The organism is Bifidobacterium sp. (assembly GCF_022640935.1).
Taxonomy (GTDB): Bacteria; Actinomycetota; Actinomycetes; order Actinomycetales; family Bifidobacteriaceae; genus Bifidobacterium.
Genome location: NZ_JALCCV010000044.1, coordinates 1 through 13,261 on the forward strand (window position 1 = coordinate 1; position 13,261 = coordinate 13,261).

Here is a 13,261-nt window from a genome sequence, read left to right on the forward strand (position 1 = left end):
CACACGCAGGCAGGCATCGGACTGGCAATCACAACAAAAATCTGACAAAAATAAAGTAGTACAAAACACGCTCTTGAGTTCTCAAACCACCACCACACCAACAAGCAACCAAGCAATCTCGAAGATTCCTTGTCGCTGTCAGGCAGCAAGGGATTAACTTACACGACAAGCGTTCACCATGCAAATCAAGGGTCGGTGAAAAGCCGATATCCATTGCAATAGCAAGGTTCTCGCGGCGTGTCGGAAATCGTCTACTTCGGCATTATTATCAGTGTAGAACTCTGTGCATCACGAAAATATTTCCTGCGTATTGCCTCTTCGGGCGTGTTGGCCCATCGACGTGCCGCGGTCTTGTTCATAACGCTGTATAGAGGTATTGCATTATCTTTCCGTTCTGCAGGGCAGAAGCGAAAAGCGGTCTTGCCCGGCGCGAGATGTTGGCGGAACTGTTGTTGGCGGCACAGCGGACTTCGTGATAAGCCTGTGGCATGGCTATACATATTGCGGTGTTGACAGGCGCCGGCATTTCGACTTCGGCGGGCATCCCCGACTTCCGGGGGCCCCAGGGAGTCTGGACCAAGCATCCGGAGCAGATGAACGTGTACGACATTGATGCGTTCCTTGGCGATAAGGAGCAGCGCGAATACTCTTGGCGCTGGCAGAAGGAGTCGCCTGTCTGGGGAGCGCAGCCAGGCACGGCACATAAGGCGCTAGCCAAGCTCGAACGCGCGGGCATGCTGGATCTCCTTGCGACGCAGAACTTCGACGGGCTGCATGAGAAGGCTGGCAACAGCGACAAGGTGATCGTTAATCTGCACGGCACCATCGCCACTTCGCACTGCATGAGGTGCCACGCCCGCTACGATACCGCGCCAATTATGGACCGACTGGACGAAGAGCCCGATCCCCGTTGCCATCGCAAACTGCCGTATCAGGGGAATATGCCCTGCAACGGCATTATCAAAACCGACGTCGTCTATTTCGGCGAAGCGCTGCCCGACGGCGCCATGGAGCGCTCAATGCACGAGGCGGCGCGCGCCGACGAATTCTGGGTCATCGGCTCCACGCTGGAAGTGTTTCCCGCTGCTTCGCTCGTGCCAGTGGCTGCGCAGGCCGGTGTGCCAATCACCATCATGAATATGGGGCACACGCAATACGACCGTTTGGCGACCCGCCTGATTCACGACGATATCGCAGAGGCGCTGCCCGCACTTGTGGAAGAAACCATCGCACGCTATGGGGATGCGGCGGAGAGCTAAGGGACTCAGTAAATACGCTTGGGCTGGAACCCGGCTGCGTGCAAGGCCTCGATGACCGCATCGATGTGATCGGGACCATTTGTCTCCACGGTGACGCCCAACGACACGGCATTCGCATAATGGCCTGACGCCCTGAACTGGTCATGATCCAGGGCGATCACGTTGGCGTGCACATCGGCCAGCACGGTCGCCACCTTGACTAGCTGACCGGGGACATCCGGCAGCTCGACCTCGAAATTCATGATGCGGCCGCGGGCGATCATCCCCTTCTGAATGACGGCGCCCATGGTGACCGTATCGATGTTGCCTCCGGAGAGGATCGGCACAATGACGTGGGCACCTTGGGCCGAGGCGAAAGCCTGCGAGCGCGGGCCGAGGTGCTCGAGCGCGGCAAGGGACACCGCGCCGGCGGCCTCGACGACAAATTTGTGCTTCTCGAGCATGAGCAGGATCATTTCGTTGATGTCACGTTCACTGACCGTCACCAATTCATCCAGCAGCTCGTTGAGCAGCGCGAAGGTCAGATCGCCCGGACGTTTGACCGCAACGCCTTCGGCGGATGTCACCACCCGTCCCGCAGCAACGACATAGCCAGCCGTGAAGGAATCCGGGAAGGCGGGCGATCCCTCGGGCACCGCGCCGATGACGCGCACCTGCGGGCGGAAGGTCTTGATCGCCAGCGCCACCCCAGCGCCCAACCCGCCGCCGCCCAACGGCACGATGATATCAGTGACGTCGGGCACGTCATGCAGGATCTCCATACCGATGGTGCCTTGACCGCACAACACCTCGTAGTCATCGAAAGGCGGCACGAACACCATGGCATCATCACGGCTCAATCGGGCCGCATACGCTGCCGCATCGTCGAAGACATCGCCATGCAGCACCACGTCGGCGCCATATGCCTTCGTCGCATCTACTTTGAGCGGCGGCGTGGTACGCGGCATCACGATGGTAGCCGCGGCGCCGCGCTCACGGGCGGCGTAGGCCACGCCTTGCGCGTGATTGCCGGCGGAGGCGGTCACGATGCCATGGTCAAGCTCGGCCTGCGAAAGCGAGGCGATCTTGTTGTAGGCGCCGCGGATTTTGAATGATCCGGTGACTTGCAGATTCTCGGGTTTCAGCAGCACGCGGTGCCCAATCATGCCCGAGAGCGTCGGCGAATCGATGATAGGCGTGTGTTTGGCCGTGCCTTTGAGCCGATCAACGGCCTTGCGCAGCTCGGCCGCGTGGTCGCGCGCCAAACACCGCTGGACCTCGTCATTGTTCATAGGACCATTATTGCGTATATGCACGCCGCGGCGATGCCGTATTCCACATTCAGCTCGCGCATTTCGGCCGTGGCGGAGTGCGAATGAAAAATGAGAGCCGAAACCCGGTCTATTTGCCCTTCTCGGCCTTGCCCGCCTCGGATTCGGCGATCAGGTAGCCGAACAGGCGATGCAAGGCGGCCGCGCCCACGATGCGGGAGCGGGCCTTGGTCATGCCCGATCCGACTTTAAGGGTCCATGAATCTTCCGGCATCGCGGCGAACATCGTCTCGTCAGTGGTGTCATCGCCGACAGCAAGCATGAAGTCGTAGTCGCCGCCCGCCACCCACGAGCTGATCGCGCGGCCTTTGCTCGTCGTGAGCGGGCAGACCTCGACGACCTTCGAGTTCTCCATGACCATCAGGCCCAACCCCGTGCATACCTCACGCAGATCATGCAACAGCTGTTTGCGCTCGAGCTGGGCTGAACGCTGGTTGCTGGTGCGATAATGCCAAGCAAGTGCATCAGCCTTATGCTCGATGAACGATCTCGGCACACGGTCGACGGATTGCTTCATCAGCTCTTCGATCGCAGGCTGCCACTGCTTGGCATCGGGGATGTTCTCGGCGCGGGCCCATATGCGGCCATTCGAGTCGTAGTCGCTGCGCCAGGCGCCGTGTTCGGCCACAAGACTTACCGGCAGCTCGCCGAACCATTGCTCCATGGTCGTGTGGCTGCGGCCTGATACGATCACGAGATCCACGCCCGGCTCGGTGCCGATGCGGCTGAGCAGCGCCCGCAGCTCAAGCGTCGGCTTGGCGTGATTCGGGTCGCGCACCAGCGGAGTGAGCGTGCCGTCGTAGTCGCACAACAGCAGTTTGCGATTGGCCTTAGCCCATTGGGCGAGCAGCACATTGCGCTGATCCATGCGTAGCCGCTTATCGCTCAGCCCCGGATCAGAGACTTGGCGCAGAGCATCCAGGAACCCGGCGCACCACGTGCCGGCGGTGCGCGCCTTGATGCGTGCCTGCATCGCGCGATTGCGTCGGGTCGACTCTTCAGGACTGATCTCCAAGGCATCGTGCAACGCCTCGCAAGTCATCTCGATATCGTATGGATTCACGATGAACGCCTCGGTAAGCTCCTTGACCGCGCCGCACATGTCGGAGAGCACCAGCGCCCCATCGCGGCCGTCATGGCAAGCGAGATACTCCTTGGCGACGAGATTCATGCCGTCGCGCAGCGGGGTCACGAGCGCCACATCGCCTGCGGCGTAGATGCCGCAGACCGGTTTGATCGGCAACGAGCGTGTGATGTAGTGGATCGGCGTCCAAGCGAGCAAGGAGAAACGGCCATTGATCCTGCCGACCAACCTGTCGACTTCCTCCTTGAGCTTGCGGTACGTCTCAACATCCCCGCGAGAAGGCGTGGCCAGCAGATAATAGGTCACATGTCCTGTCCATTCAGGGTATTTCTCCAGCAGCCGTTCGAAGGCGCGCAGCCGCTCAGGCAGGCCCTTCGTGTAGTCGAGCCGATCGACGGAGACGACGACCTTATTCGGCTTGCTGTTTTTGCCGGACAACGCTGACTGCGCCAGCGTGAGCTCGGGCAGTTCCTCGTGCACGTGGTGGCTCCACCACGAACCGCTTTTGGTGGCAGCCTCGGCGGCGGCGGAGCCTTCCGCGCTCAACGAGGTGTTGTAACGGCGTCCTGGCCGCTTGCCGCTCTGCTCTTCAATGCCGCGGCGCATGGCCCGTGCCAGGCTTGTCCTGGTTGTGCGGCGGTAGAGATTGTAGTCGATGCCGATCGGGAACGCGTCGACAGTGGCCGTGTGGCCATCTTCGGCGGTGATATGCCCGGAGTCATCCATCTCGTAGCCCAGCAGCTGGCGCACGCACGATTTGAAGTTCTGGACGAAGTCCACGGTATGGAAGCCCAGGAGATCGGCTCCGAGCACGCCTTTGAGAATGTCGCGGCTTTGCGGCAGCGACCGGAATATCTCTGGGCTGGGGAAGGGCACATGCAGGAACCAGCCGATCGAAATATTATCGAAGCGGCCACGCAGCAGGGCAGGCAGCAGCATCAGGTGGTAGTCCTGCACCCAGACGGTGTCGCCTTTGCGAATGAGCGGGGCGAGGGCGTCGGCAAACAGTTGATTGACCTGCTGGTATGTCTCCCACGTATTGGGGTCGAATACGGCTTCATGCGAAAAATCGTGCAGCAGCGGCCACAGGGTGTTGTTGGAGAAGCCTGCATAGAAGCCGGCGACCTGCTCGCCGCTCAGGAACAGCGGGATGCAACGGTTCTTCTTGTAGGTGGACCGCATGGCTTCGATTTCTTCGTCCGTGTGGTCAGCCGGGTCCTCGCCGCTCCAGCCGACCCACAGGCAGTCGTGATGCGACCGATGGTACGGGCCGATTGCTGTGGCCAGACCGCCGACATTCTGCTTCATTGAAAACGAGCCGTCGGGCTGCTCTTCCAATGACATCGGCAGTCGATTGGATATGATGATCAAACGTGGCATGATACTCTCCGTTCCCCGCCGGCATGAGGAGTGCCACGGTGGTATGGCGTCCGAAGCATTGCCCCGCAACGCTCTTCCGACACACCATACCACCGCGTTGCATGCAGCGTATATGCGGCAACCCCCGCTGGCGGACGCGACGGGAGGGTCCCGCCTGCATCCGTATTAGTGTCCAGCTATATCACACCGATCATGCAGAAAGCAGAATGCCGCATGTTTTCAGCTGGCGTCCAACTCCCGTCCGACGCATTGCCAACGCAGCTTCAGTGCAACCGATAGACGAAGGCCTCCCACGGTACGAGTACACCGTTGCGGACAGAATCGGCAATTATACTGCGCGATACCGTGCCGATCAGCATCTGCTCCACAGCGAAGCCCGCAGCCAGCAGCGAGGCGCTATGCGTGGGGATGTTCGCTGACTGCGAAGTAAGATTCGCCACGACCAGCACCTGTTCACCGCCTTCGCCTTCGACGGTGCGCGTGAAAGCGTAGACTGACGGGTCGTCGGCATCAATGACATCCCAACGCCCGGCTGAAATCACCGGCTGCGTGTGGCGCAATGCGATCAGCCGCTTGTAGAAATTGTAAACGGAATCCGGATCCCTGACTTCCGCAGCCGCATTGATGCTGGCATGGTTCGCATTGACAGCGAGCCATGGCTCGGTCGGTGCGTCTGGCGCGGTGAAGCCCGCGTAGCGCGAATCGTCCCACTGCATGGGAGTGCGGGCGTTGTCGCGACCCATCACTGCGATCGCATGAAGCATGGCCTGCGGGGTCATCAGCTTGGCGTCCTCCACCAGTTCATGGTAGAAGTTGATCGATTCGAGGTCGCGATACTGGCTCAGCTCGGTAAAGCCGGCGTTGGTCATGCCCAGCTCTTCGCCCTCATACACGTACGGCGTACCGCGATGCATATGCAGCACCAGCCCCAGCGCCTTGGCCGAACGTGAGCGCAGCTCCTCGGTCGAGTCGTCACCCCAACGCGACACCACGCGAGGCTGATCGTGATTGTTGAAGTACAGGCTGGCCCAGCCCTTGTCGCGCACCGCGTCCTGTTGGCCGGTCATTACCGCACGCAGCTTGGCTGGCTCAAAGGGTTCGATATTCCATTTCGAACCGTTCTGGTCGATGCCGACGTGGTCGAAGAGGAAGACCATGTCCAGTTCCTTGTTCGCCGGATCGGTGATGAAGGCGTTGCGCTGCGCGGTGACGCCCGGCGCCTCGCCGACGGTGAGATATCCCTCGCGGCCTTCGAACACCGCGTGGCGCATCTCGGCGAGATACTCGTCTAGGTGCGGACCGTCGCAGCAGAAGGGCTGCGGGTTGCTATAGCCTTCGGCGAGCACTGGACCGTCGGCGAGCTGAGAGCCCGCCTCGCCGGGCAATTTGCCAGCCGGGTCCAAAAACTTGGAGATCAGCACGATGACGTCCATGCGGAAACCGTCGATGCCACGATCCATCCACCAATTCATCATGGCATAGACCGCGTGGCGCACCTGAGGATTCTCCCAGTTGAGATCCGGCTGCTTGGGCGAGAACTGGTGGAAGTAGTATTCGCCGCGCTGAGGGTCGAACTGCCATGCGGAACCGCCAAAGTACGATCCCCACTGATTCGGCTCGGCGCCAGGAGCGCCAGGAGCGAACCCCGGCTTAGCCGGCCGCCACCAGTACCAGTCGGCGTGCTCATCCGCGCGGTTTCGGCTGGCCTGAAACCAAGCATGCTCGTCGGAAGTGTGGTTGACGACCAAGTCCATGACGATTTTCAGACCTCGCCTATGTGCCTGCGCGATAAGCCTGTCCATATCATCCAACGAACCGAACATCGGGTCGATATCCTGATAGTCGGAGATGTCGTAGCCGTTGTCGTTCTGCGGCGACTTGTAGACCGGGCTCAGCCAGAGCACATCCACGCCCAGACCCGCCAGATAATCAAGCCTGCTGATGATGCCGTTGATGTCGCCGTAGCCGTCGCCGTTCGTGTCTTGGAAACTACGCGGATAGATCTGGTAGACCACTGCGTTGCTCCACCACGGATTGGGCGTGGCACCGTTCGTGCGCACGCCGTCGGGGACCGCTGCTCGCTGGGATGTGACCATGATGTATTTCCTTTCCTAAAAACACTCTCGTGGAAGCCCCGCATTGCGGGCCCTGTATCGGGAAACCCCCAATTCAGAACCTTGTTGATGCGCGAGTCGTACCGCCTTGGCCTGCAGCACCACTCGAACCACCGGTTCGCCGCCCCTGCCCGTGATGCCGAGGAAGACGCCGGCGTCTTGTTATATGGTGCTACTGAGCGGTTCGACGCGAAGCCCGCAGGCCTCGCACTGCATCAGCGCCATAGTCGTTCCGCAGGTGATTGTATCAGCCGACCTGCTCTGATTTCCGATGCGACGCGCGCCTAGATGCAGTTGAGTAGACTCGAAACGGTACATGGCAAGAACGAATGTGCACGGCAAGGGCGCGGGCGGCCGGATGCCGCTGCGACATTGATATCAGGACGAAAGGTTGCGCGAATGGTCGGGATGCGAGATGTGGCCAAGGCTGCGGGGGTATCGCTGAGCACGGTCTCCTTGGTCGTCAACAGCACCGGATACGTGTCCGCCTATATGCGCGAACGCGTGGAGGACGCCATGCGTCGGCTCGACTACGTGCCCAACGAGCTCGCACGCAATTTCTATCACGACCGCACCGGCCTGATCGGCGTTATCGTGCCGACCATAGTCCACCCTTTCTTCTCAATGCTGACGGCTGCGCTGCAGCATGCGCTGGCTGGGCGCGGCTACCGCACGCTCGTATGCTCACAGGCGGATTCCGAGACCGGAGAGGCCGAATACGTCGATATGCTGCAGCGGCATATGATGGACGGCATCGTCATGGCCGCGCATACTTCGCACGCACCAGGCTATTGGACCTCAATCGGGCGTCCGATCGTGGCCTTCGACCGCTACTTAGGCGAGGGCATACCTTCAATCGGTTCGGATCACGTCCAAGGTGGCCGGCTCATCGCCGAGCAGCTCATGCGCACGGGAGCACGGCATGTCGTGTGCATCGGAGGACCGCGAAGCCAATTCCATGATCTTATGGTCAGTGCTCCTTCGGGCGGCAGCGGCAACTGCGCTGGCAGCTACACAAAGGCTTTAAACACGACTTTCCCGACCATCCGGTACTATCTGACCCTCGAGCACGAGTTGAATAGGGCGCGGATACGCCATGACTATGTGGAAGTCGGCGAAGTGTACGATCTGCAACGCTATCCGCGCATCGCACACGAGATCTTCGAACATCTCGGCGATGTCGATGCCATCGTGGGTTCCGATGTCAGTGCCGCTTACTGCATCCAAGAAGCGCTGAGACTGGGCGTGCGCATCCCCGGGCAGCTGCAGGTCATCGCGTACGACGACTCCTATCTCGCCGAGGCCGCCGGTATGAGGATCACCGCCGTGCGCCAGGATTTCATGACGCTCGCGCAGCTGACCAGCGAACGCATCATCACGGAGATCCGCAGAGGCGCGCAAGCCCAGACGGCTACGGAGGCGGAGAATATGGCTGCGGCAGGCACCGACACAACAAACACGGATGACGCAACCGATACTGACGTTGGCGCCGCCGCTTCGCCTTGCGATTCGGCTGCGGGCGCGCTGGATCCGGAAACGCGTCCATTGGACAAGCTGGTGCCAGTACAGCTGCGGGTCGGCGAAACCACGCGCAGCTAGCGGGTCCAAAGCCGCTAATTCGTTATGGTCTGGGTGGCCTGCACCCGAATTTTCCCTTGGAATTAATGTTTTACGGCTTCATATCGGGTTGAAAACAATGATTTCGCGGGAAACGGGAAATCCGAAAAAGGGAAGGCAGCGGGCGCCGACCCGCTGTCACACACGCAACAGCTGCTCGGCGATGGCCCGGATCACTGATTCAGGCATATGGGAGACAAAGAGATCATGCGGTTGTTCACCATTGGCGGGCTGTTCCAGAGTGTGCAGTGCATTGAGCGCCGAGGCGCCCGAAGAACGCACAAGCCGGTCGGCCTTGTCTTTGGTCAGGTAGTCGATCTGCGCGTTGTAGAGCACCTGGAATGCGTCGTCGACACTGGTGTCGTGCGCGAGCGCCAGTTCGCCGTCGAAGAGAATTTCCACGGTGGAAGCGGCCGGAACCTCGGGAATTTCTATGTTCAGGCTCAGTGTGCGCTTGTCATATGAAGTCGTGACCTCGATATCGTTGCCGCCGGCATGGGCCAAAACAGTGGCCGGCTCTACGCCGCGCATCACAATGGTCCACGAGCGCCGCTCAGGCACCACGGAACCGTCAGTGCCTGTTTCACCTTGCACCGGCCCAATCGTGAAGGTCGCGGAGCTGCCGGCAACCCAGTGCAGGGTCAGTTCGGTCGTCGCCACAGCGGATTCAAGGCCTCGGCTCCCGTCGTCCTCGATGAGTGTGAACGCCCCATCGGCCCCGGCGAATGCAATCACGCGCACATGCGTCGGGTTTTTGATCGAGTTAACCGGCCCATTGGCCTTGTCAAGCGGCTGCATAGGCACGATGCCGCCGGCTTTTGCGAAAACGGGCATGCCCGCGAGCGGCCGCCAGATCTCGAGCTTGCGGCCTTCGGCGTCCGGTGCCTCATAGCGCCGTCCGGCGAAGAAGTCGAACCACGTGCCCTGCGGCAGCCAAACGTCCGTCTTGGCGAGCTGCACATCGCGGTCGATTGGCTCGGTGATCGGCGCCACTACGAGCTCGGTGCCGAAGCGGAACTCGTTCGCCACCTCGTAGGCCGACTCATTATCGGGTGCCTGCCAGTACATCGGTTCGACGATCGGGCGTCCCTCGCCCGCCGCGCGCCAGTTCATCGTGTACAGGTACGGGATCAACTCGTGCCGCAGCCGCAGCGATGCAGCCATCGAGTCGCGCACTTCAGCGCGGAAGTTCCACGGCTCCTTGCCATTGAACGCCGAATCGGTGGAATGCAGCCGATTGATCGGACTGAACACGCCCAACTGATACCAGCGGGCCTCCAGCTCCTCGTCTCGATAGCCGAACATATGGCCGCCGATGTCGTGGCTCCACCAGCCATAGCCGATATTACTGGCCGTAGCGGTGAAGTACGGCTGGAAGCGCAGCGACTCCCAGCTCACCACGGTGTCGCCCGAGAAGCCCACCGGGTAGCGGTGCGATCCCGGCCCAGCGTAGCGCGAGAAAGTCAGCGGCCAGCGGCCAGCGCGCCCGGAGTCCAAATAATGCAGATGGTTAAGCATCCATAGCGGATCCAAGCCCTTCTGCCGCGTCACGCCGCCCTGCTGCCAGTCAAGCCACCAGAAGTCGATGCCTTCATCTTCAAGTCGGTGATGCAGGTCGAAATAGGTTTTCATGAATTTCGGACTGGTCAGGTCGAATTCGATCGGCTCCTCGCTCGCCGGGTCGATGCCCATCTGCTGTGCGGCTTGCGCGTATCCATCTTCGAAGGCGCGGATGCCGTCGCGGGGGTGCACATTCGGCGTGACTTTCAGCCCGTGCCGATGCAGCGCGTCAAGAAAGCGCTTGGGATCGGGGAAGAAGGAACGATTCCATGTGTAGCCGGTCCAGCCCGAACCGTATTTCGGATCAACGGCATCGACCAAATGCCAGTCCATGTCGATCACGGCCGTGGTGAATGGCAGCCCTTCGTGCTCGAAACGCTCGACCAGCTGCAGGTATTCGCGCTCGGTGTAGCGATGATAACGACTCCACCAATTGCCCAGCGCGAATCTGGGCAGCAGTGGCGTGGGGCCGGTCAGCTGGTAGAAGTCGCGTATTGCCTCGATATAGCGGTGCGCATAGCCGAATATGTACAGGTCATGACCCGCGTTCGGACGCGGCATGACCCAAGTGCCGAAGGGATTGTGCCCGCCATTGATCTGCTCGGCTTCGGCCAGGATATTGGACGCTGAATCGTCCAGGACCGCCCAGCCATCGCGCGAGAGTATGCCTAGGCCGAGCGGCGTCGGGCCGTTCGTTTCATCAAGCGTGCGCGCCGTGCCGCGCAGATTGCCATCTTGCTCCTCTCCGTAATTCCACGTGTTCCGATTCGAATTCTCGCCTTTGATGACGACGCTCAAGCCCTCTTTGCTGAAAGGCCCCATATCGTAGCTCAGGCGCAACGCAGGGGTATCGAGCACAAGCCGGCCGGCGCGCACGGTATGTGTAAATTTCGGCTTGGCTCCCCAATCGCGATTCACCACCATCTGCGTGGCATGATCCTCGAAAATTCCGTCATCCTGCCACTCCAGACGAATGAGTGACTCGGAGAGCACGCCGATGCGCCAGTGGTCGCCCTGGATCACCGATTCTGGATTCATGCCTGGATGGGTGTCAAGCTGCGGAAAATGCGACATTGCGATGCTCCTTGTGGCCTTGCGGCGACTGCACGTATAACGACTAGCGGCTGCTTCGCGTCAGCCGTTGTCATTCTAGGCCGCTCTCTCGGATATTTCAGGCCTCCCGCATGTCTATGGGGCCTCAGGTTGCGCGACAAACGGGCGCTGTGTTGTTTTGTGTGTTGATGCCACGAATAATGCAAACGATGGCAATACCTGATACGCATATTGGCGTCTGCCTGTCAGATTTAGGCGAAAATCCTATGATCCCAGCGCTCAATAGTCCATTCCACAGAGACGTGCATATCGGTGCAGCGCATATCTGACGAAAATTAGACTGCATTCCTGGACATTTGCTGACAACGTGTGCAAAAGTTCTGCAATAGCTGTTACCATGCTATAGGACGTTGGTCATGGCGACGTCTGCGCACCGAAAACCATGCACAAGGAAACGTGATGAACAAGGCTTCTATTCGCGAAGTGGCGAAAGCCGCAGGAGTGTCCATTTCCACGGTTTCGCGTGCGTTCACGCGTCCGGAGCTGGTCTCGGACAAGACCCGCGCCAAGGTGCTGCAGACCGCCGACCAGCTTGATTTCAACATCTCACGCTCTGCCACAGCGCTCAAATCCGGGCAAAGCTATCGCGTGGCGCTGCTCATGAACGAGGAGATCACCAGCTGGTTCAACACGCAGGTCTTCGCCGGCATCAATGCCGTGATGCACGAGGCCGGCTACGATATCTCGCTGTTCGAACACATAGACACCGCGCAAAGCAGGCAGGACTTCTTTACCAACCTGCCTGTGCGGCGCAACGTCGATGCGGTATTCGTGGCGTCATTTGCCATCGACAGCCATGAGACCGAGCAATTGCGGCGTATCCATGTGCCAATCATAGGCATCAACACGCCTGACACCGCCGGATTCGACGCTTCGGTCAGCATCGACGATGAAGAAGGCATGTCCGCCGCGACCCAGCACCTGATCAATCTCGGTCATCGGCACATCGTATACACGTGCTCGAAGCCCGCTGAATCGATCGATTCAAGCATTGACGCCCGCGAGCGCGGCTTCATTCGAGCTTGCAGATCCGCCGAACAGTCCCGGCAACTCGACTGGCAGGTGCTGGCCGTGCCGCGCGGGCGGGACTTCGCCGATTCCGCGCTGGCCGCGCTACTCGGTTTGGCGCAATTTCCCGACGCAATCTGCTGCCAGATGGATATGATGGCCATCCCGCTGGTGCTCAAACTCGCGCACTACGGGCATCGCACGCCGCAGGACTACTCGATCGTCGGCTTCGACGACAGCCCATATGCCGACACGATCGGCCTCACAACCATTCGGCAAAATCCGCAGGGCATGGGCAGGACCGCCGCGCAGAAAGCCTTGCAGCTCATCAATGGCGAGCCTGCAGCTGGCAAATCACCTGCCGCGCTACACGAAATCGTAAGACCTGAGCTGATTCTGCGCGGAACCGATGCCGTTTATCGCGACTAAGGTGGCGGCAGAGCGCCGCTGCGGCACCCGGAACATGCATTGCACGAATTGCTACACCAGCGCGAAAACCAGCAGCATCAGCGGATATAACGCATAGAATACCCATTGCAGCCATGGCTTGTCCGGCTTGGCGTAGCCGAGTTCGCCATTGCGATAATGCAGCACCGCGACCCCGAAGGCCGGCGTGAGGCAGAACAGCGCGCCGATTGCGCCCACGCCCATCATCACCGTATTCTCATGACGCGGAAACATGAAGAAAATGACAGCTGCAAGCAGGATCAGCGCCCCCTCGTTCATGATCTGCTGGCGCAGGCCGACATGGCCCAGCACCATCCAGGCCACACCCATGAGCAGCACCAGCACGACAAGGGAGCGGCGCACGATCGT

7 protein-coding genes and 1 pseudogene are annotated in these 13,261 nt (G+C 60.3%); 3 read left to right on the forward strand and 5 right to left on the reverse strand.

Features of this window, described 5'->3' with window-relative positions; genetic code table 11:
• Positions 1-488 precede the first annotated feature (488 nt).
• On the forward strand, positions 489-1,259 hold the full coding sequence (locus LKG04_RS08285; protein ID WP_291763775.1) for a Sir2 family NAD-dependent protein deacetylase: 771 nt from the start codon (positions 489-491) through the stop codon (positions 1,257-1,259).
• A gap of 5 nt (positions 1,260-1,264) precedes the next feature.
• Here LKG04_RS08285 and ilvA read toward each other — a convergent pair whose 3' ends face one another.
• The 3 genes from ilvA to LKG04_RS08300 form a co-directional block, all read right to left on the reverse strand.
• Positions 1,265-2,530 (reverse strand): threonine ammonia-lyase, encoded by a 1,266-nt coding sequence (gene ilvA, locus LKG04_RS08290; protein WP_291761295.1) that lies wholly within the window; start codon positions 2,528-2,530, stop codon positions 1,265-1,267.
• A gap of 109 nt (positions 2,531-2,639) precedes the next feature.
• The gene (gene otsB / locus LKG04_RS08295) at positions 2,640-5,033 is read right to left on the reverse strand and encodes a trehalose-phosphatase (protein ID WP_291761293.1); all 2,394 of its coding nucleotides are present in this window, start codon (positions 5,031-5,033) and stop codon (positions 2,640-2,642) included.
• 263 nt (positions 5,034-5,296) lie between these two features.
• Entirely contained in the window at positions 5,297-7,129 is a 1,833-nt protein-coding gene (locus LKG04_RS08300; protein ID WP_291761291.1) for a glycoside hydrolase family 13 protein, read from the reverse strand.
• A 417-nt stretch (positions 7,130-7,546) separates the two neighbouring features.
• Between LKG04_RS08300 and LKG04_RS08305 the strand changes: the two genes are divergently transcribed.
• Positions 7,547-8,746: a LacI family DNA-binding transcriptional regulator gene (locus LKG04_RS08305; protein WP_434734850.1), complete on the forward strand. Its 1,200-nt coding sequence runs from the start codon at positions 7,547-7,549 to the stop codon at positions 8,744-8,746.
• A 156-nt stretch (positions 8,747-8,902) separates the two neighbouring features.
• Here the strand turns inward: LKG04_RS08305 and LKG04_RS08310 are convergent, their stop codons facing one another.
• Positions 8,903-11,398, reverse strand: coding sequence for a glycoside hydrolase family 31 protein (locus LKG04_RS08310; RefSeq protein ID WP_291761289.1), 2,496 nt, complete (start codon positions 11,396-11,398; stop codon positions 8,903-8,905).
• Between the two features lie 438 nt (positions 11,399-11,836).
• Between LKG04_RS08310 and LKG04_RS08315 the strand changes: the two genes are divergently transcribed.
• Positions 11,837-12,874 (forward strand): LacI family DNA-binding transcriptional regulator, encoded by a 1,038-nt coding sequence (locus LKG04_RS08315; protein WP_291761287.1) that lies wholly within the window; start codon positions 11,837-11,839, stop codon positions 12,872-12,874.
• Between the two features lie 51 nt (positions 12,875-12,925).
• Here LKG04_RS08315 and LKG04_RS08320 read toward each other — a convergent pair.
• A pseudogene (locus tag LKG04_RS08320) lies at positions 12,926-13,261 on the reverse strand (TraX family protein); the annotation flags it as partial.

What these genes read in the sequence shown, in the direction of transcription:
- LKG04_RS08285 (WP_291763775.1), top strand. Translation starts at nt 489, where the DNA reads ATGGCTATACATATTGCGGTGTTGACAGGCGCCGGCATTTCGACTTCG.
- ilvA (WP_291761295.1), bottom strand. Translation starts at nt 2,530, where the DNA reads ATGAACAATGACGAGGTCCAGCGGTGTTTGGCGCGCGACCACGCGGCC.
- otsB (WP_291761293.1), bottom strand. Translation starts at nt 5,033, where the DNA reads ATGCCACGTTTGATCATCATATCCAATCGACTGCCGATGTCATTGGAA.
- LKG04_RS08300 (WP_291761291.1), bottom strand. Translation starts at nt 7,129, where the DNA reads ATGGTCACATCCCAGCGAGCAGCGGTCCCCGACGGCGTGCGCACGAAC.
- LKG04_RS08305 (WP_434734850.1), top strand. Translation starts at nt 7,547, where the DNA reads ATGGTCGGGATGCGAGATGTGGCCAAGGCTGCGGGGGTATCGCTGAGC.
- LKG04_RS08310 (WP_291761289.1), bottom strand. Translation starts at nt 11,398, where the DNA reads ATGTCGCATTTTCCGCAGCTTGACACCCATCCAGGCATGAATCCAGAA.
- LKG04_RS08315 (WP_291761287.1), top strand. Translation starts at nt 11,837, where the DNA reads ATGAACAAGGCTTCTATTCGCGAAGTGGCGAAAGCCGCAGGAGTGTCC.